Genomic DNA, 24760 nt, shown 5'->3' on the forward strand with positions numbered 1-24760 from the left:
TAATTATATACCTATTTTCTATTAAATTGAACTAGTATTTTTTAACATATTTTCAATAATATTTTTATTTATACTAATATTTTACTTTTACAGCTAAACTCTTATATATCAAGTTAAGTCTATTATTATAATAGCTTTATAGGTTATAATAGAAATAGTTTCTATTGTGACTAATGGATAACTATATGGGGGTGAAACATATGAAAAAAATAATAATGATACTAATAATATGTGTAATTGGTATACCTACTTATTTTGTATCTAAATTATCTTCTGATAATACAAGCTCAGAAATTTCTATACCAGAAAATATTAAAGATACTTCCTTTAACAAAAAAGACGAGCCAGTATTTGAATACTCTTCTATTCCAGATGATGTAAAAGATAAAATGATTGGAAAATCAATGCCCAGTGATGAGCCTGTAAATTTTGACAATTTATCTTATCTAAATCTTACTTATTATGGATTTGATGATAAAGCTCACATAGGTGAGATGATTGTTGATTCAAGAGTAGCTTCAGAGGTTGTTGATATTTTTAAAGAATTATACGAAGCCAAATATCCTATAAAAAAAATACGTTTAATAGATGAATATGATGCTATTGATGAGTCATCTATGGCTGATAACAATTCTTCAGCTTTTTGTTATAGAACTATTGCTGGAACAAACAAAATATCAAACCATGGTATGGGACTAGCTATAGACATAAATCCATTGCAAAATCCTCATGTCATTGGAAATAATACTAGCCCTAAAGAAGGATATGTTTATGCAGATAGATCAAACTCTGCTAAAGGTATGATAAAAGAAGGAGATGCAGCATACAACGCATTTACTAAAAGAGGTTGGTCATGGGGTGGACACTGGAAAAATCCTGATTTCCAACACTTTGAAAAAAAGCTGTAATTTAAATAATAAGAAATAGAAATTGAAGGTGATATAATATGAATTTAATGACTTTAGAAAATATTTGTAAAAGTTATTCTGAAAAATCTTTACTAGAAAATATATCTTTAGGTATAAATGAAGGTGAGAAAATAGGACTTATTGGAGTTAACGGAACTGGTAAATCTACTCTTCTTAAAATAATAGCTGATGCTGAAGAAAAAGACTCTGGTACTATTACAAAGGCTAATAGAGTTCGTGTAGAATATCTTCCTCAAAACCCAGATTATGATGATAATGCAACAGTATTAGAACAGGTATTCAAAGGTACTTCAGAAGAAATGAGAATACTTGGTGAATATGAAGAAACTCTTGCTAAAGTTAATACTAACTATGATGATAAATTAAATGCTAAGTTAATATCTTTACAAGAAAAAATAGATAATCTTAATCTTTGGGACTTAGAAAGTGAGGCTAAGTCTGTACTTACAAAGCTAGGAATAAATGACTTTTCACAAAAAGTAAAAGGGTTATCTGGTGGCCAGAAAAAAAGAATTTCGTTGGCTTCTGCTCTTATAACACCTTGTGAATTATTAATATTAGACGAACCTACTAACCACCTTGATAATGATACTATTGACTGGTTAGAAGAATACTTAAATGCTAGAAAAGGATCTTTATTAATGATTACCCACGATAGATACTTCTTAGATCGTGTTACAAACAGAATTATAGAATTAGATAAAGGTCGTCTTTTTAGTTATGAAGGTAACTACTCTGTTTTCCTTGAGAAAAAGATGGAGAGACTAGCTTTAGAAACTAGCATGGAAGAAAAGCGTCAAAACCTTATAAGAACAGAATTAGCTTGGGTAAGAAGAGGAGCAAAAGCTCGTACTACAAAGCAAAAAGCCAGACTACAAAGATTTGATGAGCTTGTTAATAGAGATGCAATATCAGCAGATGAAAAAGTTGATATATCTGTTGGATCATCAAGACTTGGAAATAAAATTATAGAAATACACAATATATCAAAATCTTTTGGAGATAAAAAAGTTATTGATAACCTTGAATATACATTAGCTCGTACTGATAGAATTGGTATAATAGGTAAAAATGGTATGGGTAAATCTACTTTAATAAACATACTAAATGGAAAAGTAGATCCTGATAGTGGTTATATTTCTATTGGTGAAACAGTTAAAATAGGTTGTTTCTCTCAAGATGATGCACATATGCACCCAGATATGAGAGCTATTGATTATGTAAAAGAAGCAAGTGACTATATAGAAACTAATGATGGGTCAAAAATTACAGCATCTCAGATGTGTGAAAGATTCTTATTTAATGGAACTATGCAGTATACTTTAATCAAAAAATTATCTGGTGGAGAAAGAAGACGACTTCATTTATTAAGAACCCTTATGATGGCTCCTAATGTACTTTTACTAGATGAGCCTACTAACGATTTAGATATAGATACATTAAACATCTTAGAAGACTATCTTGATGAATTTAAAGGTATTGTAATAACAGTATCACATGATAGATATTTCTTAGACAGAATTTGTAATAAAGTATTTGCTTATGAAGGTAATGGACAAATCCATATATTCACTGGTAACTATAGCGATTATCAAATATATAGAGAAATTCAAGGAATAGAGTTTGAAGAATTTGATAAAACAACTACTGAAGAAAAAATAGTATCTACTCCTAAAAAAGAAAAGCCTAAGTCTGAGAAAAAACTTAAATTTAGCTTTAATGAAAAAAGAGAGTTCGAAACTATAGACAGTAATATAGAAAAACTCGAGCAAAAAATTGAAGAACTTGAATCAAGTACTTCAAAATATTCAACAGATTTTATTAAACTTCAAGAGGTCCTAGATGAAAAAGCAAATTTAGAAAAAGAACTTGAACATAAATACGAAAGATGGGAATATCTAAATAACCTTAACGAAGAAATAGAAAACTCAAAAAATTAATATTGTTTATTAATATATAACCTAAACTTAATTATTGTGTGTTTTATCGATTAAATTTAAGTTATATTACATCCTCTTTTATCATACATTTATACTAACTAGCTTAAATACAAGCTTTTATCTCAAGTATATTGAAAAAGGGGATGTTTTTTATTGTGAAAAAATTACTGCTAATAGGACTATCATGCACTATTTGCTTTTCTTCTTTCGTTGGTTGCTCAAAACCAGCCGATGAAGAAAAAGAAGTTTCTTACATAACTATGGATAGCTTTGATGAAAAAAAATCTAATGATTCTACTAATGAAGGATTAGTCGCAACAATTTATACTACTGATGAAGATGCTCTTAATCTAGTTAATAAAGAGGTGAATGTTAAATCTATAACACCTGAAGTTATATTAGATGAATTAATAACTAATAAAGTAGTTCCTGAAAAAACTCAGGTTCTTAGCTTTAAAACTTATGTTTCAGATGGTGAGATGGAAGTCGGCGTTTTAGATTTTTCTGAAGAATTTTATAACTTTAATTTAGGTTCTGGTTTTGAAAGTATGATGCTTGATTCTGTTGCTAAGACTTATCTTGAGAACTTTGAATTAGATCAGCTAAAATTATTAGTTAATGGAAACGAATATCAAAGTGGTCATATATTATTTGAAAAAGATGACTTCTTTTCTATAAAGGATTATAAATAATAAAATAAGCATCTTTATTTTTATTTAAATAAAGATGCTTATTTTCATTTATTATAAAACTATTTAATTTAAAATCAAGCTATTTATTGTTAATTTTTATACAACTGATTCATCTAATATTTTAAAACTATATATTATGTGATCCACAATATCTTCATAAATAGGTTCTAGATATTTATCTACCATTACTCTTACGTCGTAAACTCCCCTTTTTCCCTTTACAATAAATATATAATTACAGGTCCCATCTAAACCTTCACCACATATTAATTTTCCATTACAATTTCCATTATTAAAATCTACAGATTCTATACATCCCATATTATTAGCTACTCTATCTAAGGATACACAACCGCTCATATTATCAGGTATTTCAATTAAGAATACCTGCATTTTTATATTAAATATTACTTCTCCATTTATGCTATCTATTGCAATAGTATCAAAACATTTTTTATTTTTAGATTCTAGTTCAACCCAATTACTTGGCATATCAATGCTATATCCTAAATCACTTATCTTAGTTTCAAATGTAGTGTTCACATCTTTTTCTAGCTTCCCTTTTTCTTCATATCTCATTTCTCTAAGTAATAGTCCCGACTTTTTAAAACCTTGTTTATAAGAATCCATAAGATATTTTTTAGCTAATCCTCTATCCTTCTCTACACCTAGTCCTTCTTTATAAAGTCTGCCTAATTCATACTGTGCCTGAGCATTGTTTGCTTTAGCACAAGGCTCTAAAAATACCACTGCTTCACTATATCTTTCTTCTTCTACTAAATCTATTCCTGTCTCAAAATCACTTAAAATATATCCACTACTTTCTAAACTTTTTTTGATTATTTCTCTTTGATGTTCTAGTTCTTTTTGCCTTTTTTGTTCATTAAACATCTCTCTAAATACTTTATTTATAGCCACTAAGCCTTCCCCCCCTTTATTAGCTTAAAACTCTATACTATATCTTATTTTTCGTTATGATATATGTTACTAATTATAAATCCTGAAATTTTTAGAAATTTATAAAAATATAATATTTCCAAAAAAAAATATATTGACTTTAAAAAGAAATTATTTTAATATTAATTACAACAAGTTAATAATTTAAATTCAGTGATGAAGAGAGTATATTAAATGAATTTTATAGAGAGCTAAGGATGGTGGAAGCTTAGCATTGAAGTTTAATAGAAGAGAGCTTTTGAGAATATTACCTGAAACTAAGTATGGTAATAGGTTATCTCGCCTTAAGAGATTGAGTGGGTATGTTTATTAATATTAATAAATTTACCAACGAGAGTGGTAACGCGGAAATTTTCGTCTCTTGGTCTTTAAGACCAAGGGACTTTTTTTATTTTAAAAATACATTTTGCAAAATATATTTGAAAACAAACAATACAAAATTAATGAGGAGGATTATCATGCAAAATTCAATTACATCTACACATAAGTCATCGACTTCAAGCTTATTAAAGTTTTTAATACCATCTATATTCGGATTATTTTTATTTATAATACCAATACCTTACGGAAGTATTGTACCTCTAGAAGGTTTATCGCCTATTAACATAGGAATTGGATTCTTAGCAGAACTAGTAAAGATATTTGGTGCTGATTATCTTAACACTCTTGCTTTAGTAGTTATTGTTGCATCAGCAATATTATCTTTATCAAGCAAATTTATAAAAATAAAAAATGAATTTTTAAATCACCTACTTGATGTTTCACCGTTTTGGTTAACATGTAGAATATTAGGTGCAATATTTATAGTAATGACAGTGTCAGGTGTTGGGCCTGAGTTTATTACATCAGAAGTTACTGGTCAAACAATGTTAGGTCTACTTCCTAGCTTACTTGCAATTTTCTTAGTATCAGGATTTTTATTACCTTTAGTAGTTGATTTTGGATTAATGGATTTATTTGGTACCTTAATATCTAAGTCAATGTATACTCTATTTAAAGTTCCTGGTCGTTCAGCAATAGATGCTGTATCTTCTTGGTTAGGAGATGGTACATTAGGAATAATGATAACAAATACTCAATATAAGCAAGGATTCTATACAGCTAAAGAAGCAGCAATAATATCAGTTTGTTTCTCATTAGTATCTCTTCCATTCTCTACTGTTATAGCAGAGCAATTAGGATTTATGCCTTTATTTGTTCCTTTTTATGGAACAGTATGTATAGCATCACTAGTATGTGCACTTATTATGCCTCGTATATATCCATTAAAAGGATTTAGAAATGATACTTATAATGATGTTGAGCATTTAAAAGAAGAAATAATACCAGAAGATGTACGTCCATTAAAGTTCGGATTAGAAAAAGCAATAAATAGAGCACAGTCAGCTCCTTCAACGAAAGAAATATTAATCAATGGATTTAAAACAGTAATAGATATGTATTTAGGATTATTACCATTAGTTATGGCTTGGGGTACTTTAGCACTTATTGTTGCTGAGTTTACACCGTTCTTTAATATAATATCTTTACCAATGGTTTATGTTTTAGAGTTTTTAAAGATACCTGATGCAGCTCAAGCAGCACCTGCTGTATTAGTAGGTTTCACAGATATGTTCTTACCATCAATAATGATAAGCGGTAAAGATGTAAGTCAAGTAACACAATTTATAATAGGAGCATTATCTATAACTCAATTAATATACTTAACAGAAACAGGTGCAGTTATATTAAAGTCAGATATACCTCTTAATTTAAAAGACTTATTCGTCTTATTCTTAACTCGTACTTTAATTGCACTACCAGTTATAACAATAATAGCAAAATTAATATTTAATTAAAATAATTAAAATAATTAATGTATCAAATCATAAACTTAATGCATAATATTAATAGAGAGAAGTATTCGACCTTGCGGATAACTTAATCTCTTAAAAAGACTACTTTTAAGTAATATATTTAAAGGTAGTCTTTTTCTATACAAAGTTTACTGTCTTGACACCTATCTTGACTTTTGTAATCAAACTTTGTACAATCTAATTAACATGACTAAGGGGGTTACAAATGGAAAATTTATTTAATGAACTTAAGATTATGAAAAATACTCTAGATAATGTGCCTGTAGATTATATTTCTAACTATGACCTAGATAAAACAGATTTATTCATAGTTGATGTTAATAATGGATTTGCTAAAAGTGGAGCTCTATATTCTCCTAGAGTTGAAGCTCTTATTGATCCTATATATAATTTTGTAAATGAAATTAAGGATAAATTAAACAATATAATCGCTTTTACAGATTGTCATGATAGTGATGCTATCGAACTATCTAGTTATCCACCACACTGCCTAAAAGGTGACATAGAAAGTGAAATAGTTGATGAACTTAAATCTATAGATAATATCAAGATCTTAGAAAAAAATTCTACTAATGGATTCTTTGCTCTTGATGATATTTCTTTTACTAATGTAGACAATATTATTATAGTAGGTGATTGCACGGATATTTGTATATATCAATTTGCAATAACTTTAAAGTCATACTTTAACCATAATAATATTAATAAGAATATCATAGTTCCTGTTAACTTAGTAGATACATATGATATACCTGGTACTCATCCTGCAGAACTATTAAACATAGTATTTTTCAATAGTATGTTACAAAATGGAATTAAGATTGTTAAAGAAATTTTATTATAAATAAAAAAATGTGAGATATCTTATTAAGGATATCTCACATTTTTTTAATAATCATATTCAGTACTATTTTCGCACATTACTACTCTTATTTTTTTATTGAACATATTCTTGTATGCTAATAATAATTCATTTAATTCAGCATCCATTAGATTTATTTTCTTATCACTATATAATAAAACTTTTTCCTGATCTATTACTATAGTTATATCATTGTTGTCATTCTTTACATAAGTAGTTATACAACTCTTTGGCTGTATTTTGTTTCCATACTTTTCATAAAATCCTGATGTCTTTTTTATTGTTTCTATATTCTCATTAGTTAAGTTGTTTAAGTCTATATTTCCAAACCCAGCCATAGAAGGATCTATTCCAAAATTTTTAAGTTGTTTTTCTATTTCAGTAGAATCCATCCCGTATCTTTCCATGAACTTAGTTTGTATTTTCATGAATTTTTCTTGAGATATATTATTATCATTCATATAATCAAATATTTTTTTCGAGAATTCAGCCATTGTCATACTTCCATCCATAACAGAGAAGTATAAATTGTATATATATTGCTCAAATTTATCAACATCAGTGTCTTTAACTTTATTTTTCAAATCATTAAAATCAATTATTCTATCATCAGACATATCTATTCCTCCTAGCTAAAGTTTTACTTGTATTAGATTATATCATATTTAGTACAATTATATATATATACAATTTTTTTTAACCTTTTAAATTTAAATAAATTTTATAATATTAATACTTATAGATATATTTTACTTTAATATTGTAATTTCCTTACTCGATGCATCTATAGTGCACTCTAATCCTAGTGGCAATGTTACCATAGGAGAACAGTGTCCTGACTTTAAATTATATATTGCTGGCTTGTTACATTTGTGAGCTATTTCTCTTAATAGGTTATAGATTGGGCTATCTTCTTCATTACTCTTTCTACAATCCTTAAAATCACCAAAGATTATTCCATTACAATCATCGAACTTACCTGCATGATATAGGTGAGTTAACATTCGGTCTACTCGATAAGTATATTCTCCTATCTCTTCAATAAATAGTATTTTATCTTTAGTATCAATTTCATATTCAGTTCCTAGGCTAGCTATAATCAACGATAAGTTTCCTCCTACAATTTTACCTTTTGCATATCCCTTCTTTATTGTATATATATTTTTATCCTTAGGATTTTTTATTCTTAACTCTTTTTTAAAATTTAATGCATTAATAAGTGATATATAACTAAATTCATCCCAATCTGGAGAATTTTGGGCCATTAAACCATGATATGTTACTAAGTTACATTTCTGATTAAAAACAATATGGAGTGCTGTAATATCCGAAAATCCAATAAATATTTTTGGATTACTCTTAATGATATCATAGTCAATTAAGTCTAATATTCTAGTCGTACCATAACCACCCCTAAGGCACATTATTGCATCTATTTCTTTATCTAAAAACATATTTTCTAATTCCTTAGCTCTAATTTCATCAGGTCCTGCTAAGTACCCATTGTAGCTTAAGTAACAACTAGCACCTATTTTTACTTTATATCCATAACGCCTAATTGCGTTATATACTTTTCTTATATTACATCTTGATGGGCCTGCTGGCGCTATTATACCAATAGTATCTCCTGGCATAAGTTTTTTTGATAATACCATATTAATCCCCCTTGATATTATAATCTCCGTTATTATAAAATAATCTTATCTTTATAATATTATTCATCTATGTTCCTTCTATGTGAATAATTTAGATTTACATCACAATTATATAAGTTTAATAATACATTTCAATATAAAAATATATTCATTGCAGAATTTGAGTAATATATATAAAATAAATCTAGGGGTAATTTTATCTTACTGCGCGTATTAGTTTAAATACTTTAACTATGTATATGACTATTTAATATATAACTTTAAGGAGTGGTCAAAATTAAGAAGAAACTTCAAATTCTTGAAATATTAGCATTAATAATATTTGCTCTAGTATTTATTGTTATTGCTTTTATCATATTTACCGCTATAGGTATTGGATTTTTATCCTTTTTAGGTTTTGAGTATGACTCATATAAATCTGTACTATTTTTCTTTATTATATATTTTTGTATTAGCAGGCCTATTGACTTTGTATGTACATCACTATTAGATGTTATTAGGTATGTAAATAAGCTTCCCTATATATCATATAAGTTTTTAGAAGCATTCTTTGATATTTCCCTTACCTTTGTATTGGTTAATATTTTAGATATTTTCATGAAGTCTATATATATACCTACTCATACAGAAATATTATTTGCCATATTATCATATGCACTTTCTCAGTGTATGGATTTTATGAGAAAAGATGGCTAAATAAAAAAACCATTATCTATTAAGATAATGGTTCTTCTTTTATTACACTAGTTTCTTCTATTTTCTTATCCTTTTTAGTTAAGAATGATAATTTAGTTTCTGCCATAATTATTGCAGATAATATTAATATGCTTCCAACTATTATCTTAACAGTGATTACTTCTTTTAGTATTATTATCGAAAATATAGTTCCAAACACTGCTTCAGTTGATAATATTATTGCTGTCTTAGTTTGAGTAGTTTTAGCTTGGCATACTGTTTGCAATAAATAACAAATTGTTGTACTAAATATGGCAAGATAACCTACTGCTCCTAATCCCTTAGCAGTTATAGGAATATTTGTATCTTTAGCTATTAATAATAATACTAGTGAAAGTACAAAGGCTGTAGCAAGTTGAACAGCTGTAAGAGCTACTGGATCATGATCCTTTGCAAACTCTCCAGTAAAAAATATATGCAGAGCAAATCCAAAAGAGCATATTAATGTTAAAAAGTCTCCTAGGCTAATTGAAAAGTCTGGTTCTAAAGACAATATTCCAATCCCTATTAGTGCTATTACACTACTTATTATCCCTATTTTATCAAGCTTCCTTTTATAAAGTAAATATCCTATAAATGGTACAATTACCACATTTGTAGCTGTAATAAAAGCATTTTTAGATGGTGTTGTAAACAATATTCCATAAGTTTGGAATGCAAATCCTATAAAAAGGAATATTCCTATCATAATACCTGCTTTTAAAGTAGATTTATTAATATTTTTAATATTTTTCCAAAATATCACACTCATTAAAATTGTAGCAATAAAAAATCTAATTGCCATTATTTGATTCGGACTTAGACCTGAATCTATAGCAAGTTGAGTTCCTACAAATCCACTTCCCCATATTATAGCTACAATAAATAACCCTATTTCTCCAGTATATTTCTTCAAAGCATCATCCCCCCAAATTAAACTGATAATTATCTCCAGTATATATTATTTTAATTTTTCTTCTAATTCCTTAGTCATATCTACTGCACTTTCATAAAAATCTTTTATAAAAATTACTTCATTACTTATTCGCGAATATTCAGATGCAAATGCAATAATATGGCTTTCAATTGAATTTTTAGCATTAGATTTTACTAAAGAATTATTATTTGCGCCTATTGCTCTTACAAAATCTTTAATTAACCTGCTGTCTCCTCCACCATGACCTTTGGTATTATTACAAGGATTTATTATCACTTCTTCACTTTTTCCAAATTGTTTAATCCTTATTTCATTATTCATTAGACTTCCGCCTACTTCACCATGGCTAAACATTAATTTTATCGTTCTATCACATTCTTTTGTAAAAGCTGATAAATTAAATGTAGCAGTTACCCCATTATTAAATTCTAAAATACTAACCATGTTATCAACTACATTATTATCACATTTATATACACATTTTCCATATGGACTGCTTTCAAATATATCTAATAAATTCTTTTCTGTTGGATTAATATGAACTGCGTAATTCATTTTTCTATCATTTTCTAAATATATCTTTTTACAGCTATAAGGACAATCTTGTTCAACTCCACATTTTACACAAGTATCTCCCATATTTTCTTTGAAATTCTTATTTTTAAAATGGCTTAAGCTTCCAAATGAAGAAATCTTTTTACAGCTACTATTTGTAAGATACAATAATATATCTAGATCATGACAACTTTTTGCTAATATTAATGGACTAGTATCGCTACTATTTCTCCAATTGCCTCTTGTATAACTATGAGCAAAATGCCAATATCCTATATTTTCATTATGTTGAATACTAATTAAATCTCCTAATAATTGGCTATCTATTATTTCCTTTAATTTATTAAAAAATGGCGTATATCTTAAAACATGAGATACCATAAAAACTCTGTCTTTATAATTTTCACATAACTCTTCTAAATTTATTATCTTATCTAATGTATTTGCCATTGGTTTTTCTAATAATATATGATATCCCTTTTCTAATGCAATTTTAGTTGGCTCATAATGTCTATCATCATTAGTTGCTATTACTACTGCATCTGCTATTTTTTTACTATTAAAAAAGTCTTCTATTTTAGAAAATCTATTTTCATTTGGTATATTATATTTATTTCCAAATAACTCTCTTCTATTTTCCTTTGGCTCTACGACTGCTATAATTTCACAACTTTCATTTAATTCACTAAGATATTCTCCATAGGTATGTATTCCTCTATTACCAGCTCCTATAATTGCTACTTTAACTTTTTTCATATACTCCCCCATTTTAAGCCATAATTAATTCATCCATTTTATTAGCTACCTTCTCGTAGTCCTTAAGCATATTTTTTAATATATTCTCAAAATACATTCTTTCTTTTACTGATGCTTCTAATATTTCATTATAACATTCTATTAGTGTATTGGTAATGTCACTATCTATTTGACCCTTTTCTACCATATCTAATAGTATTGTTATTACCATGTCTTTTGAAAAAGCTTTTTTATAGTGCCTTTTTTCTGTTAAAGCACAAAAAATATCACTAATCGTAATTACTCTATCTCCAATTGATAACTCACTATCTTTTAATCCACTTGGATATCCATCTCCCTTAAGTTTTTCATGATGACTACATGCTAAATGTATAATATTTTTGTCTATTTTTGCATCTTCTAAAATCTCTCTAGTATAAACAACATGCTTCTTCATAGCTTCATATTCTTCATCTAAAAGTCTTCCTTCTTTTTCAAGAATATGCTTTGGTATACAAACCTTGCCTAAGTCGTGTAGCAAAGCTCCCATTTTTATACTTTCTATATCTGATTTTGGTATACTTAATTTTTCACATAATTTCCTCGTTATGCAGTAAACCCCTACAGTATGTATGGATGTCTCAAAACTAAAAAAATCTATAGATAAAGGCAATAATACTATGTATTTTTCAAGTCTACTCTTACTCATGATAATATTACTGCTACTCTCTTTAATAAAAGATTTTCTGTAGTCCCCACTAATAATATCTTTTATTAATCCTTCTTGAGTAAGCTCTAAGAGAACTTCTAAATGTTCTTCTTTAAATCTACTTTTGTCTATATTGTTAATGTAGTTTAATATTTTTTTCTCATCATAACCGAATATACTACTTACCAATGATATGGTATCAGCCAAGGCTATCATAAAAGCCTCTTCTTTAATAGGAATATTATCAATTAATATGTTTTTATTTTCATAAGAGTGATGGTGATATAAGATAATTGATGCTTCTTTTTTAAACAGCTCAGTACACTTTAATAGCTCATATCCATAAATACTATGCTTTGCTGTATCTTCAATATGATATTGCTCTAAGTTGGTTTTAATGTCTGTTTTATATGCACCTATATCATGTAGAAATGCTAAGGACGTTATTGTATATATATCTTTTTTATCATAATTAAGTTTTTTTAACATTTTATATACAATATATGCCGTTTCAAGTCCATGATATGTAAGCTCTTTGTTTACCCTCTTTAATATAGACTGATTTATTCTAAATAAATCCATTGCATTAATAGTGCTCATAATATTTTAATTTACCCCTTCTAATTTTTCCCTTAAATTAATTATAGTATATTTTTACTATATTTATATAGAATAATCTACTAATTTATTATATAATCTAACTGTCAAATTATTTAGGAGGTTTTACAATGGAAATAAAGAGATATGAAAATAACGGAAGAATGAGTAGAGCGGTAGTACATAACAATACAGTTTACTTATGTGGACAAACACATGGTGAAGGTGACGTAAAAGAGCAAACTAGAGAAATATTAGCTAAAATAGAAGATTTATTAAATAAGTATGGATCTGATAAAAAACATATATTATCAGTAACTATATATTTAAGAGATATAAAAGATTTTGCAGATATGAATTCTGTATGGGATGCATGGGTTGAGCAAGGTTTCGAACCAGCTAGAGCTTGTGTTGAAGCTAGACTTGCAAGAGAAACTCTTTTAGTTGAAATGAGCGTAACTGCTGCAACAAAATAATATAAATTTGTAAGTAAATTAAAAAGTCTTCTTTAATATATTTTATAGGAGGCTTTTTTATTTTTACTCCCTGTACTTAGGTTAAAATACTATTTAATTTTAAGTAAAAAGGGTTCTATTTAAAAGTGTAATATATATTATTATAGATACTAAATATTTAGTATTTATTTTATTTAATTAAGATTATTTTAAGGGGGATATAATGAGAAACAATTATACAATGCCAATCTACCAACAAATAGCTTTAGATATAGCTAATCAAATTTATACTGGAGCAATTGAAGAAGGTAGCACAATATATGGCAGATCAATTTTAGCAGGTAAATATAGTGTCTCTCCTGAAACTATAAGAAGATCTGTAAAAATTCTAGAGGATTTAGGTGTTGTTACAAGCATTAAGGGGAAAGGAATAATTGTTACTTCTTCTAGTAATGCCTTATCATTTATAAAGAAGTATGAGGATATTACCAATATATCTACATACAAATCTACGCTTCATAATTTAATAAATACTAAAGCTAATTTAGAAAACGATATTGTTAATACCATAAATAAAATAATAGAGTATTCTGATAGATTAGAGATAATCAATCCTCTTATACCAGTTCAATTTACAATAGAATCTCACTGTAAACATATAGGAAAGACTGCTGCCGAGACTAAATTTTGGCAAAATACAGGAGCCACAATAGTTGCAATAAAAAGAGGTGACGAACTTATAATCTCTCCTGGTCCTTATATTGAGTTTTTAGAAAATGATATTATATCTGTAGTAGGAGATAAACATATTCATAATGCTGTACCAGTTTTTTTATATGAAGAATAAGGGCTGAATATTTCAGCCTTTATTAATTATTCATCGTCTTTTGCCCATTCTATAGCTCTAGATACAGCTTTCTTCCAACCACGATATAGATTTTCTTTTTTATCTTTATCCATTAATGGACTAAATTCTTTTTCAACTGCCCATTTTAATTTTATTTCTTCTTTATTATTGTATAAACCTATAGCGAGACCTGCTAAATATGCTGCACCTAAAGCTGTAGTTTCAACTATTTGGGGTCTATCTATACATACATCTAATATATCAGATTGAAATTGCATTAAGAAATCATTGCTACTTGCACCACCATCTACCTTTAGTGCTTTTAATTTAATGTTTGAGTCTTGCTCCATTGCTCCTAAAACATCTTTAGTCTGATAAGCAATAGATTCTAATGTCGCTCTAATAATATGTTCCTTTTTAGCACCTCTTGTTAAACCTAATATAGTTCCTCTTGCATACATATCCCAGTATGGTGCTCCTAGACCTGTAAAGGCAGGAACAACATATACTCCATTTGTATCTTCTACTTTTAATGCATAGGTTTCGCTATCACTAGCGTGTTTTATCATCCTAAGCTCATCTCTAAGCCATTGTATAGATGCACCTCCCATGAATATACTTCCTTCAAGGGCATATTCTATCTTGTCATCTATTCCCCATGCTATCGTAGTAAGTAATCCATGTTTTGACTTAACAAGATTTTCACCTGTATTCATCAATAAGAAGCATCCTGTACCATATGTATTTTTTGCTGTACCTTCTTCAAAACATGTTTGCCCAAATAATGCTGCTTGTTGATCTCCTGCACATCCTGCTATAGGTATTCTTGCTCCTGCTAACATATATTCATTAGTATGACCATAAACATAACTTGATGGTTTTACCTGAGGAAGCATACTAAGTGGAATATCTAATTCTTTTAGTATTTCTTCATCCCACTTTAATTCTTTTATATTAAACATCATTGTCCTTGATGCATTTGAGTAATCTGTTACATGTACCTCTCCTCTAGTTAAATTCCATATTAACCAAGTATCTACCGTACCAAATAATAACTCACCTTTGTTGGCTTTTTCTCTTGCGCCATCAACATTATCTAATATCCACTTAACTTTTGTTCCTGAAAAATAAGCATCTATCAATAAGCCTGTTTTTTCTTTTATACATTCTTCTAACCCTCTATTTTTTAACTCATCACAGATTTCTGATGTTCTTCTGCATTGCCAAACTATTGCATTATATATAGGCTTTCCTGTAAGTTTATCCCAAACAATAGTTGTTTCTCTTTGATTTGTTATACCTATTGCTGCTATTTCCTCTGGCTTTATTCCTGCAGTTTCAATAACTTCTCTCATTACACCACTTTGAGATCCCCATATTTCCATAGGGTCGTGCTCAACCCAAGCAGACTCTGGATAAATTTGTGTAAACTCTTTTTGAGCAACCTTTACTATTTCTCCGTCCTTGTTAAATAAAATAGCTCTTGAGCTTGTAGTTCCTTGATCTAAGGCCATTACATATTGCTTTTCCATATTGGCTCCTTTTATTATCTTTTAATTCATTAACTGCATTCTATATTAAAATATATATTTTTTATTATAAATCTTATTTATGTACAATATATGATTAATTATATAGTTTCCCAAATTAATTATTTTATTTTATAGTTTAATATAATCACACAAAAAACTATACCAAAACATAATAATTTTGATATAGATCTTTGCTTGTTTCCTATAGATTTTCTGCTACTACTACTTGTTCTTTAGAATGATAGTATATAAAGTCTATTACTCTACCACTTATAGTAACTGCTATTAGTGAGTAAAATACATCAAATGATGATAAATATGAAAGTGATAGTAATAATATTATCACATCTGTTATTATATAGATTTTACCAACATTTAAAGATGTAGTCTTAGAAATTACTAATGCTAAAACATCGTCACCTCCTGCAGCACAACCTGCACTTACTACGATGCCCACTCCAATACCTACGCTTAAACCTGCTATTATAGTAGCTAAAAACATACTATCAAATCTAGGTACTATAGGTCCTATAGCCTCAAACATATTATATAATACCGAAAAACTTACTGATGCAAATAAGGTATACAGTACAAACTTTTTACCAAAGAACCTGTATCCTATTGATATAAGCAATCCGTCTATTATTAAGTTTGCTATAGATGGTTCAATATCAAATAAATTTTTTAACAGTAGTAAAAGTCCTAACACTCCACCTTCCGTAATGTCATTTAGATAGTAAAAATTATACACTCCAAATGCTAAAATTGTTGTTCCTAACAAAATACGTAGTATTTTTCCTATAAATTGCCGCCTGGCCATTATATCCCTTCCTTTTCTCTTAGATTAATACTATTATATTAAATTAAGATGGCTTTGTATACTAAGGTTTTGCAAACTAAATATTATATAAAATTTAAGCCTAATTTTCAAGTCATTTTTTTCATTTTTTACTATATTTTTGTGAATACTTTTTCATGCTAGTAATACCAATGCTTTCAGAACATACTATTTTATATAAAGTTTATATTAGCTACTCTTTCAATTTAGTATATATAAATTATCGCTCATATAAATTTTTTTATTGTTTAGAAATACTATCCTTAATTTGGTGGTTTTTCATTCACTTATTTAAATTTATAAGTTTTTATTGCTTCATTTATTTTCTTTTTTATGATTTTATGTTAAAATATTTTATATATTTTGCTTTGCTTAGATATAATTTTTAATGCAAAAGTTGAACATAATATTACTATGATAAATTTTAGTTTAATGCAAAATATCATTGTTATCATAACTAAATATTTATTAAGTTTAGGAGGATTAATATGGGCATAAAAGACAAATTTGCAGAATCGTTTGCTAGATCAAAAACTATGACTGGTCCTGAAAAAAGAGCTAATGAAATAATGGGTAAAATCCTTATGAAAAAAGCTATAGTACCAATAGTTATAATGATCGTAGTTATATTTGCTGGAGCTATGATGAAACTTAACCCATGGCTTACTCTTGGTATAAACCTAGCAATAGCTGTAGGTACGTTCTTCTACATAAAGAATGCAAGTAAGAAATACCAAAACTTCAAACCGTATGTAGGTAACCTTATAAGTTTAGAAAAGAAAGGTAAGAAAGAGTACGTTGCTATAATTAAGCAAGGTAAATTACCAATAAAATTACAAATAGCTCATGGTGGAGAAGATTTAGAACATGTAAAGAAAAATCAATTAGTTCAAATAAGCTACAATCCAGATGCTAAGATAGCTATAGTTGTTGGAAAACAGTAAATTAAAATAAAAGCTTCTATTTTTTAAATAGAAGCTTTTTTAGTACTTACTATGTATTATTCTTCATCCTCTTCACATTCTACATACTCTCTATAAATTTTAAGAGCATTTGCCAGTTGATCTGGGCAAGATGTTCCTCTGTCCCTACAAGGTATACTTTCAAGAGACTCTATTACTTCATTCACACTTTTACCTTCGACCAAGTGTTTTATTGCTATTAAATTGCCTGCACATCCACCTTCAAAAACCACATCATATACTATTCCATCTTGTATATCAATTGTTATTGATTTAGCACAAACTCCTCTAGTATAATATTTATACATGCAAACACCTCCTAATAAATACCATATGTTTTTTTATTGCTATTGATGTCATATCTTCATTATTTTTTATCAATAATAATTATATGATAGTCCTAGCTTTTAGAATGGTGTTGTGATTTAATTAATTTATAGACTTTAAACCTATGGTCTATGTAACTATTAAGAAAGGATGATCTATTGTGAACAAAACCAAATTTTTTGATGACTATTTTAAGATATTAGTACTTTTATTTTGGCCAATAATATGGTTTAAATGGCAGTTCTTGGCTACGGATACTATATCTTTTACTTTATTCATAATATATCTAGCTTTGGCAACAGTATATTTCATTACATTTACATATTCATATTTAGTTAAAAAGAATTGTGAAAAAATAGTATATTTTTATAGAATTAGTACATTATTAGCTTTTATATCCACACTTTTAAGTTTTTTATTGTATCCTACAAACATGTTTTTACTATTAATAAAAATGATATTTGCTGCTATATATTTCTACGTTTCTTGCCTTATGGTATACAAATACAATATAGATGAGGGTGTTGTAGGTATATTATCAGTATTTTTATTAGTAGCAATAGTCGTTTTTATATCCTAAACACTTGGAAATATTAGACATATCCATTTTTTTCTGATATTATTTAAATTAAAGGATAATATTAATAAAGAAATACAAAATAAAGGAGTTAACTACTATGGAAAAAAAAGTTTTAGCTACAGTTGGTCAAAAAGAAATAACTAACTACGATATTGAAAATGCTTTAAAGAGCTTAGATCCATACCAAGCTATGCATTTTAACACTGAAGAAGGAAAAAAACAATTATTAGAAGACTTAGTTAACCAAGAGTTATTCTATATGGAAGCTACAGAGCAAGAATTACATAACGAAGAAAACTTCAAAGCAGAAATGAAGAGAATAGAAGAAAATATGTTAAAGCAATATGCTATAAACAATGTATTATCAAGCATAACTTTAACTGAAGAAGAAAAGCAAGCATTCTACAGTGCTAATAAGAGCAAATTCAATAAGCCAGAAACTGCTAGTGCTAAGCACATATTAGTAGAAACTGAAGATCAAGCTAATGATTTATTAAACAAAATAAACGCTGGAGAAATGACATTTGAAGATGCAGCTGGTCAATACTCTACTTGCCCATCTAAAGATGCTGGCGGAAACTTAGGATCATTCCCAAGAGGACAAATGGTACCTGAATTCGAAGAAGCTGTATTCTCAATGGCTAAAGACGAAGTTAGAGGACCAGTTCAAACTCAATTTGGATATCACTTAATAAAGTTAGATGATATACAACACGGTGGGGAGTCTGAGTACGAAGAAGTAAGAAATGAAATAGAAAAAACTTTAATGTACCAAAAGCAAACAGAAGTTTATACTAAAAAGATAAACGACTTAAAAGGTAAATACGGTGCAATGGTTCAAATAAACGAATAATATAAAAGCCTAGTAATTCATTACTAGGCTTTTATATTATTTATTTACTTCTTAAATGTCTTCTTCATTACGTATTTTTTCATAGCAATATTCTATTATATCTCTTCTCTTTATTATCCCTATAAATGTCTTTTGATCATCTATAACCGGAACAAAGTTTTGGTTCATTGACTTAGATATTAAATCTTCTATGTTTGCATTAACAGATACTGGCGCGTTGTCCATTCTTCTTTTTATATTCATTATAGGAACATCTTCAACTGATTTTAAATCTAGATAAAAATCATTTTTCAATGTCCATAATAGATCACCTTCTGTTATTGTTCCCACATATTTACCTTCTTTGTCAATAATCGGAATAGCAGAATATTTATGATACTCCATTTTTTCTAGGGCCTGTCTCATAGTGTAGTCTTCATATATATATGCAACTTCACTTTTAGGTGTCAGAAAAAATAATATGTTCATAATACTACACCTCCAAATTCTTGTGTAAATGTAAAATTCTCTAAGATAATTTTAACACATTTACACTGTTAAATAAATATCGATTCAAATATTTAGGAAATATTATGATTTTTTGCATTTTTTTACATATAGTAACGTAAAAAAGCCGCTATTAAGCGGCTGTGTTTCACATATTACTAGATTACTAATATATATGAATTTTAATTATAATCTTACTACGTTAGCAGCTTGAGGACCTTTAGCTCCATCTACTACTTCGAATTCAACACTTTGTCCTTCTTCTAATGACTTGTATCCGTCACCTTGTATAGCTGAGAAATGTACGAAAACATCTCCTTCACCTTCTACAGATATGAATCCAAATCCTTTTTCATTGTTAAACCACTTAACTACACCAGTTTTCATTAAAAAAATCCTCCTAAAAAAACACAATTATTTGGCTACATTAATAATGTAGCTTTAATATAACTTTATCATAACTACGTTTTCTTGTCAAATATTATTAATTTTATACATTTATCATGGTTTATAAATTAAATATATAACAACTTTGAATAAATAGTTTTATATGAGCTATTCACTAGTAATGAACATCTATTAAATGGAATCTTATAGATTTATCACTCCATCCTAAGTCCCATGGAACTAGTAGCCTATCACTATTATGGCAAGTAACCAAAGGATATCCTTTAGAATCTAACCCTGTTACTGTTGAAATATGAGTTATTCTTCCATCTTTCTCATAACCTACAAAATCTCCAGGTCTAAGATTATAGGCTTCTTTATATACTTCTTGATATTTACCTTTTGCTATATAGCTTCCTCTTCCACTATTTGTCATATAATTCTTAAAGCCTTGGGCATTAACCCAAGCTTTAGTTCCCTCTCCACTATAGCAGTTCCATGCATTATTTTGCTTAAATCTACCACTTTCAAACATAATTTGAGATGCAAAGTTTGCGCAGTCTCCACCTTCAGGGTTATAATCCCTATATTTCGGATTAAATTTAAATCCATATTCTTCATCAGCTGCAGCTCCGCAATATCTATGTGCATATTCTATTGCTTTTGCCTCTTCAGCTGTTAGTTGTAAATCTACATTTTCTTTTGACATAATGTATGTTCTTATATCATCGGATTTTAAATTTTCTAAATTAAGAGAATCTGCAAAAGGATCTGTATACCATTCCTTAGTTATAACATATTGATTATCTCTTATAATAACATTTAGATAGTGATATGTACCTATCCTAAACATGTTAGTTACTTCAGGCTGATTTTCATAGCTATACTTGTATTCTGTTGACACTGTACATATAATTCCATATAAGTCTTCTTCTTTTTCTTTTACTTTTTTTACTTTAACTCTCGTCTTTATATCACTAAATTTTACACCTTGCTTACTAGACCAATTTTCTAGGTACTTCATTTTTTTTACTTCATGCTCGTAAGCCCAAAGGCCTGTTTTTCTACTTGTTTCATATAATCCCTTTAATATTTCTGTGTTTTTTTCTAATATTGCCTTATTTCTAAAGTCAAATACGTGTTGAAGCTGAAGTTGATATTGATCATGATTTTCTTCTTTATCTATAGCACTTGCCTCTAGTATTTCTTCTTTCACACTAGTTTGTTGAGTTATAAGTGCACATATCATAATAGACAAAGTTAAGAATAATGATAATATCATACCTTTGACGTACTTTTTTTTCATAATGCCCTTTTTCAAAACTACACCTCCAATAAACAGTACATCATGTATCATTATACTTACTTATTTTCTCTTATTTTAAATTCTAAAGTTATTATATCCATTTATTTTACAAATAATTTTATAAATTCTAATAATAAATTATAAAATTTAACCAGTTATAAACATACATGATAATCAAATATTTATAATGGAAATTTTACTCTTTTTAGTCTATTTTTTAATTTATTATGTACTTTTTTATAAAAATTAGTAGTAATATATATTTATATAAATATTTTTATTTTCTAATTTCAAATAATGGAGGAAATGTTATGATAAAAAAAGTTGCTGCAGTACATGATTTATCTGGTATTGGTCGCTGTTCATTAACTGTAGCTATGCCAATACTTTCAGCTTTAAAAGTTCAATGTTGTCCTTTTCCAACAGCTATATTATCTAGTCAAACTGGTTATCCTGAATTCACATTTTTAGATTTTACTAGTGAAATGACTAGATACTATAAAACTTGGAAAAATCTTAATGTTGAATTTGATACTATATACACAGGTTTTTTAGGTTCCGAGCATCAAATAGATATTGTTACTAGTTTTATAAAAGAAAATACCGATTCTTTTGTAGTTGTTGATCCAGTGTTGGGAGATGATGGAAATCTATATCCTGTATTCACTGATAAGATGTGTAATAGAATAAAAAATTTAGTTCAATTATCACAGTTAACAACTCCAAATCTTACGGAAGCGTGTTTTTTAACAAATAGAGATTATTTTAATTTAAGCTTCAATAGAGATGAGCTTATTAGTATAGCTAAAGATGTTTCAAGTTTAGGTCCTGATATGGTAGTAATAACAGGAATAATTGAAAATAATAAAATTTTAAATCTTTCTTATGATAAAAAAAATGAAGAAGTTATTTTTACTGATGTAGAATACAATAATTGCTCTTACAGTGGCACAGGAGACATATTTACATCTATAGTTACAGGCTTATTAACTAATGGTAAAACCTTATCTGACTCTGTAAAAATAGCTACAGATTTTATATATAAATCTATAAATTATACTAAAGGGTTCAATACAGATAGAAACGATGGTGTATTTTTCGAAATGTTTCTAAACGATTTAACTAAAATTTAAATTACTTATACATAAAAAATTCGCTTCGCTCATGTCGCCAACGACTCCGTCCGTTGCTCAAAAGCTTTTTTACTTAAAATTGGTGCATTGGTATCACTTGCTTACATGAGTTATTCACAGATTTTGAACTATCATAAATTCCTTATACGTAAAATAGGAGGTCTATATAGACCTCCTTTTTCCACGATGTCAACCTTTATATATATGTCTTTTTGCTACATTATATATTATTACCAATTTAACGTTTTTGACACACATTTATATTTTTAAATATTAAATGAATGTGTAACATTGGTAATTATAAAAATTTTTAGTCTATATTTAATAAAATAAATATAAACTATACTATAACAATTTTAAAGGGGGCTATGTTATGGATATTAATAAAAAAGCTAAGGAGTTTGCATATTATGTAAAAAATACTGATGAATTTAAGTATATGAATAAATGTAAGCAAGATCTAGAAAAAAGTAGAAGTTTAAAAAATCAACTTAATTCCTATATTAATAAGAAGAACTCAATATACTCAAGTTATAGAATTGAAGACGCTACAAGTAAAGTAAATTCTCTAAACAAAGAATATGAAAGTTTCTTCAATACACCTGTTGTATCTAATTATATGAACTCAACAAAACAATTTAATTCTATGATGGAAAATTTATATAAGACTATAGAACAAGAGTTATTAAAGTAAATTATAAGCTAATTAGCTTCTTTTTTAGAACCTATCATTAGATTAGGCTATATTTAATATATAATCTAAAATATAACTTACTTATATAGAAAGAAGAATGCACTTGGCATTCTTCTTTTTTTACTCTTTCTACATTTTCATATTAGGATTCATATTTTGCATCATCATATTTTGCATCATCATATAGTAGTTCATCCACATGTCATTCATATCTTGATATTGATCCATATATGGATTCATATAAGGCATATCTAATGAAGGATATTGTTCATGCATTCCACCCATAAATTGCATTGGTCCCATATCATACATAGGGCTTACATATGTTGAACACATATTTGATTGGCACATATTATTTTTGCACATATTGTTATGACATAAATCCATATCTTCTACATATACCATTTCTTTTTTATTACAAGATTTCTTTTTAGGTTGAACCATTGGTTTTTCTTCGCATTCACAATCTACATACATATCTATATTGATATACTCAGACATTACTACAGATGGCTCATGCTTAGGTTTAGCATTACAATCAGATAATTTTGTGCTACATTTGTCCATCATAGCTTCACATTTTTTAGATTTTAATTCGTACTCTTTTATTTTTTCCCCTACTGTTTTATAACATTCTAATGATTTTTCATTACACTTCATAGCTTGACTATACAATTGTTTTGCCATGTCATTATGCTCTTGATATTTTTCGTATAAGCATTTAGCTTTTTCACAATGACATTCAGCTTCTCTTTCAATTCTCTCTGCTTCTTTATATAAACATTTAGCTTGTTCATTTAATTTTGCTGCTTTCTCCATTAGTTCTTTTGCTGTACATTCTGCTGCCTTTGCTTCTTTCTCACTATGGTTAGCGTTTTTAGTTAGCTTGCATGCTTTAGATTTTAATAACTTAGCACTTTTTTCACATTCTTCAGCTTGTTCTAATGCTTCTTTTGCCTTGCACTCACATTCTAAAGCTTTTTCGAAAAGTTCTTCTGCTCTTTTTGCTAAATCTACACATTTATCTTCGAATTTCATGTCAACATTATCGCAACCACAGTCAACATATTTCTTGATAGGTTTTTTACAAGTTTTTTCAGGTTTACAGTTCATTTCTATTTTTTTACATGAACAATTATCTTGCACTGGTGCACATGAACAGCTATCTTGTACTGGTGCACATGAACAACTTACTTTTTTCTTCTTTCTCATAATATGTCAA

The 24760-nt window shown here is 28.0% G+C and carries 26 protein-coding genes and 1 other annotated feature; of the genes, 13 read left to right on the plus strand and 13 right to left on the minus strand.

Annotated elements, in window-relative coordinates:
* The first annotated feature begins 200 nt into the window (after positions 1-200).
* The 3 genes from ACI48P_RS01815 (at position 201) to ACI48P_RS01825 (ending at position 3561) form a co-directional block, all read left to right on the plus strand.
* Positions 201-908: a M15 family metallopeptidase gene (locus ACI48P_RS01815; RefSeq protein ID WP_475212852.1), complete on the plus strand. Its 708-nt coding sequence runs from the start codon at positions 201-203 to the stop codon at positions 906-908.
* Between the two features lie 38 nt (positions 909-946).
* Complete coding sequence (locus ACI48P_RS01820) at positions 947-2869, plus strand: ABC-F family ATP-binding cassette domain-containing protein (RefSeq protein WP_475212854.1); 1923 nt, start codon at positions 947-949, stop codon at positions 2867-2869.
* A 155-nt stretch (positions 2870-3024) separates the two neighbouring features.
* Positions 3025-3561, plus strand: coding sequence for a GerMN domain-containing protein (locus ACI48P_RS01825; RefSeq protein ID WP_475212855.1), 537 nt, complete (start codon positions 3025-3027; stop codon positions 3559-3561).
* Positions 3562-3657: 96 nt separating this feature from the next.
* Here ACI48P_RS01825 and ACI48P_RS01830 read toward each other — a convergent pair whose 3' ends face one another.
* Positions 3658-4479, minus strand: a complete 822-nt coding sequence (locus ACI48P_RS01830; protein WP_475212857.1) for a tetratricopeptide repeat protein — start codon at positions 4477-4479, stop codon at positions 3658-3660.
* Between the two features lie 183 nt (positions 4480-4662).
* Positions 4663-4883, plus strand: a binding site (T-box leader).
* A gap of 93 nt (positions 4884-4976) precedes the next feature.
* Here ACI48P_RS01830 and ACI48P_RS01835 point away from each other — a divergent pair.
* Positions 4977-6356: a YjiH family protein gene (locus tag ACI48P_RS01835; RefSeq protein WP_475212859.1), complete on the plus strand. Its 1380-nt coding sequence runs from the start codon at positions 4977-4979 to the stop codon at positions 6354-6356.
* 223 nt (positions 6357-6579) lie between these two features.
* A complete protein-coding gene (locus ACI48P_RS01840) occupies positions 6580-7218 on the plus strand; it encodes a cysteine hydrolase family protein (protein ID WP_475212861.1) in 639 nt (212 codons plus the stop codon).
* A 44-nt stretch (positions 7219-7262) separates the two neighbouring features.
* On the opposite strand, the gene ACI48P_RS01845 is transcribed toward ACI48P_RS01840, so the two are convergent.
* Together ACI48P_RS01845 and ACI48P_RS01850 are read right to left on the minus strand one after the other, a co-directional pair.
* The gene (locus tag ACI48P_RS01845) at positions 7263-7853 is read right to left on the minus strand and encodes a DUF3867 domain-containing protein (RefSeq protein WP_475212863.1); all 591 of its coding nucleotides are present in this window, start codon (positions 7851-7853) and stop codon (positions 7263-7265) included.
* A 132-nt stretch (positions 7854-7985) separates the two neighbouring features.
* The gene (locus ACI48P_RS01850) at positions 7986-8891 is read right to left on the minus strand and encodes a S66 peptidase family protein (protein WP_475212865.1); all 906 of its coding nucleotides are present in this window, start codon (positions 8889-8891) and stop codon (positions 7986-7988) included.
* 267 nt (positions 8892-9158) lie between these two features.
* On the opposite strand from ACI48P_RS01850, the gene ACI48P_RS01855 reads away from it, so the two are divergent.
* Positions 9159-9587 (plus strand): YrvL family regulatory protein, encoded by a 429-nt coding sequence (locus ACI48P_RS01855; RefSeq protein ID WP_475212867.1) that lies wholly within the window; start codon positions 9159-9161, stop codon positions 9585-9587.
* A 19-nt stretch (positions 9588-9606) separates the two neighbouring features.
* Here ACI48P_RS01855 and ACI48P_RS01860 read toward each other — a convergent pair whose 3' ends face one another.
* Genes ACI48P_RS01860 through ACI48P_RS01870 form a run of 3 tightly spaced genes read right to left on the minus strand, consistent with a single transcriptional unit; the run spans position 9607 to position 13141 of the window.
* Positions 9607-10521: a DMT family transporter gene (locus tag ACI48P_RS01860; protein WP_475212869.1), complete on the minus strand. Its 915-nt coding sequence runs from the start codon at positions 10519-10521 to the stop codon at positions 9607-9609.
* Positions 10522-10566: 45 nt separating this feature from the next.
* The gene (locus tag ACI48P_RS01865; protein ID WP_475212871.1) at positions 10567-11853 is read right to left on the minus strand and encodes a Gfo/Idh/MocA family protein; all 1287 of its coding nucleotides are present in this window, start codon (positions 11851-11853) and stop codon (positions 10567-10569) included.
* A 13-nt stretch (positions 11854-11866) separates the two neighbouring features.
* Positions 11867-13141, minus strand: a complete 1275-nt coding sequence (locus tag ACI48P_RS01870) for an HD domain-containing phosphohydrolase (RefSeq protein WP_475212873.1) — start codon at positions 13139-13141, stop codon at positions 11867-11869.
* A gap of 128 nt (positions 13142-13269) precedes the next feature.
* Between ACI48P_RS01870 and ACI48P_RS01875 the strand changes: the two genes are divergently transcribed.
* Complete coding sequence (locus tag ACI48P_RS01875; RefSeq protein ID WP_475212875.1) at positions 13270-13614, plus strand: RidA family protein; 345 nt, start codon at positions 13270-13272, stop codon at positions 13612-13614.
* Between the two features lie 202 nt (positions 13615-13816).
* The gene (locus ACI48P_RS01880) at positions 13817-14440 is read left to right on the plus strand and encodes a GntR family transcriptional regulator (protein ID WP_475212877.1); all 624 of its coding nucleotides are present in this window, start codon (positions 13817-13819) and stop codon (positions 14438-14440) included.
* 26 nt (positions 14441-14466) lie between these two features.
* Here the strand turns inward: ACI48P_RS01880 and glpK are convergent, their stop codons facing one another.
* Both glpK and ACI48P_RS01890 read right to left on the minus strand, forming a co-directional pair.
* Complete coding sequence (gene glpK / locus ACI48P_RS01885; protein ID WP_475212879.1) at positions 14467-15972, minus strand: glycerol kinase GlpK; 1506 nt, start codon at positions 15970-15972, stop codon at positions 14467-14469.
* A 202-nt stretch (positions 15973-16174) separates the two neighbouring features.
* Entirely contained in the window at positions 16175-16792 is a 618-nt protein-coding gene (locus tag ACI48P_RS01890) for a YitT family protein (RefSeq protein ID WP_475212881.1), read from the minus strand.
* Between the two features lie 506 nt (positions 16793-17298).
* Between ACI48P_RS01890 and ACI48P_RS01895 the strand changes: the two genes are divergently transcribed.
* Positions 17299-17754: a hypothetical protein gene (locus ACI48P_RS01895; protein WP_475212883.1), complete on the plus strand. Its 456-nt coding sequence runs from the start codon at positions 17299-17301 to the stop codon at positions 17752-17754.
* Positions 17755-17810: 56 nt separating this feature from the next.
* Here ACI48P_RS01895 and ACI48P_RS01900 read toward each other — a convergent pair whose 3' ends face one another.
* The gene (locus tag ACI48P_RS01900; RefSeq protein WP_475212885.1) at positions 17811-18080 is read right to left on the minus strand and encodes a TIGR03905 family TSCPD domain-containing protein; all 270 of its coding nucleotides are present in this window, start codon (positions 18078-18080) and stop codon (positions 17811-17813) included.
* 179 nt (positions 18081-18259) lie between these two features.
* Here ACI48P_RS01900 and ACI48P_RS01905 point away from each other — a divergent pair, with 179 nt between their 5' ends.
* Together ACI48P_RS01905 and ACI48P_RS01910 are read left to right on the plus strand one after the other, a co-directional pair.
* Positions 18260-18679: a hypothetical protein gene (locus tag ACI48P_RS01905; protein WP_475212887.1), complete on the plus strand. Its 420-nt coding sequence runs from the start codon at positions 18260-18262 to the stop codon at positions 18677-18679.
* A gap of 97 nt (positions 18680-18776) precedes the next feature.
* On the plus strand, positions 18777-19532 hold the full coding sequence (locus tag ACI48P_RS01910) for a peptidylprolyl isomerase (RefSeq protein WP_475212889.1): 756 nt from the start codon (positions 18777-18779) through the stop codon (positions 19530-19532).
* A gap of 51 nt (positions 19533-19583) precedes the next feature.
* On the opposite strand, the gene ACI48P_RS01915 is transcribed toward ACI48P_RS01910, so the two are convergent.
* The 3 genes from ACI48P_RS01915 to ACI48P_RS01925 all read right to left on the minus strand — a co-directional run bounded on the left by ACI48P_RS01915 (position 19584) and on the right by ACI48P_RS01925 (position 21726).
* Positions 19584-20000: a CBS domain-containing protein gene (locus tag ACI48P_RS01915; protein WP_475212891.1), complete on the minus strand. Its 417-nt coding sequence runs from the start codon at positions 19998-20000 to the stop codon at positions 19584-19586.
* Positions 20001-20204: 204 nt separating this feature from the next.
* Positions 20205-20405, minus strand: a complete 201-nt coding sequence (locus tag ACI48P_RS01920; RefSeq protein ID WP_475212893.1) for a cold-shock protein — start codon at positions 20403-20405, stop codon at positions 20205-20207.
* Between the two features lie 175 nt (positions 20406-20580).
* Complete coding sequence (locus ACI48P_RS01925) at positions 20581-21726, minus strand: amidase domain-containing protein (protein ID WP_475212896.1); 1146 nt, start codon at positions 21724-21726, stop codon at positions 20581-20583.
* 296 nt (positions 21727-22022) lie between these two features.
* Here ACI48P_RS01925 and ACI48P_RS01930 point away from each other — a divergent pair, with 296 nt between their 5' ends.
* The gene (locus tag ACI48P_RS01930; RefSeq protein ID WP_475212900.1) at positions 22023-22844 is read left to right on the plus strand and encodes a pyridoxamine kinase; all 822 of its coding nucleotides are present in this window, start codon (positions 22023-22025) and stop codon (positions 22842-22844) included.
* Positions 22845-23217: 373 nt separating this feature from the next.
* Positions 23218-23538 (plus strand): YlbF/YmcA family competence regulator, encoded by a 321-nt coding sequence (locus tag ACI48P_RS01935; protein WP_475212903.1) that lies wholly within the window; start codon positions 23218-23220, stop codon positions 23536-23538.
* 129 nt (positions 23539-23667) lie between these two features.
* On the opposite strand, the gene ACI48P_RS01940 is transcribed toward ACI48P_RS01935, so the two are convergent.
* Positions 23668-24750 carry a hypothetical protein gene (locus ACI48P_RS01940; protein WP_475212906.1) on the minus strand — a complete coding sequence of 361 codons (1083 nt, stop codon included), beginning with the start codon at positions 24748-24750 and terminating at the stop codon, positions 23668-23670.
* Positions 24751-24760: the final 10 nt, after the last annotated feature.

Source organism: Romboutsia sp. LXY-2, assembly GCF_056171995.1.

Coding starts and splice junctions, on each gene's coding strand:
- ACI48P_RS01820 (WP_475212854.1), top strand. CDS start 947: ATGAATTTAATGACTTTAGAAAATATTTGTAAAAGTTATTCTGAAAAA.
- ACI48P_RS01835 (WP_475212859.1), top strand. CDS start 4,977: ATGCAAAATTCAATTACATCTACACATAAGTCATCGACTTCAAGCTTA.
- ACI48P_RS01920 (WP_475212893.1), bottom strand. CDS start 20,405: ATGAAAACTGGTGTAGTTAAGTGGTTTAACAATGAAAAAGGATTTGGA.
- ACI48P_RS01890 (WP_475212881.1), bottom strand. CDS start 16,792: ATGGCCAGGCGGCAATTTATAGGAAAAATACTACGTATTTTGTTAGGA.
- ACI48P_RS01850 (WP_475212865.1), bottom strand. CDS start 8,891: ATGGTATTATCAAAAAAACTTATGCCAGGAGATACTATTGGTATAATA.
- ACI48P_RS01840 (WP_475212861.1), top strand. CDS start 6,580: ATGGAAAATTTATTTAATGAACTTAAGATTATGAAAAATACTCTAGAT.
- ACI48P_RS01940 (WP_475212906.1), bottom strand. CDS start 24,750: ATGAGAAAGAAGAAAAAAGTAAGTTGTTCATGTGCACCAGTACAAGAT.
- ACI48P_RS01815 (WP_475212852.1), top strand. CDS start 201: ATGAAAAAAATAATAATGATACTAATAATATGTGTAATTGGTATACCT.
- ACI48P_RS01870 (WP_475212873.1), bottom strand. CDS start 13,141: ATGAGCACTATTAATGCAATGGATTTATTTAGAATAAATCAGTCTATA.
- ACI48P_RS01930 (WP_475212900.1), top strand. CDS start 22,023: ATGATAAAAAAAGTTGCTGCAGTACATGATTTATCTGGTATTGGTCGC.
- ACI48P_RS01895 (WP_475212883.1), top strand. CDS start 17,299: ATGGGCATAAAAGACAAATTTGCAGAATCGTTTGCTAGATCAAAAACT.
- ACI48P_RS01900 (WP_475212885.1), bottom strand. CDS start 18,080: ATGTATAAATATTATACTAGAGGAGTTTGTGCTAAATCAATAACAATT.
- glpK (WP_475212879.1), bottom strand. CDS start 15,972: ATGGAAAAGCAATATGTAATGGCCTTAGATCAAGGAACTACAAGCTCA.
- ACI48P_RS01875 (WP_475212875.1), top strand. CDS start 13,270: ATGGAAATAAAGAGATATGAAAATAACGGAAGAATGAGTAGAGCGGTA.
- ACI48P_RS01910 (WP_475212889.1), top strand. CDS start 18,777: ATGGAAAAAAAAGTTTTAGCTACAGTTGGTCAAAAAGAAATAACTAAC.
- ACI48P_RS01865 (WP_475212871.1), bottom strand. CDS start 11,853: ATGAAAAAAGTTAAAGTAGCAATTATAGGAGCTGGTAATAGAGGAATA.
- ACI48P_RS01845 (WP_475212863.1), bottom strand. CDS start 7,853: ATGTCTGATGATAGAATAATTGATTTTAATGATTTGAAAAATAAAGTT.
- ACI48P_RS01935 (WP_475212903.1), top strand. CDS start 23,218: ATGGATATTAATAAAAAAGCTAAGGAGTTTGCATATTATGTAAAAAAT.
- ACI48P_RS01880 (WP_475212877.1), top strand. CDS start 13,817: ATGAGAAACAATTATACAATGCCAATCTACCAACAAATAGCTTTAGAT.
- ACI48P_RS01915 (WP_475212891.1), bottom strand. CDS start 20,000: ATGAACATATTATTTTTTCTGACACCTAAAAGTGAAGTTGCATATATA.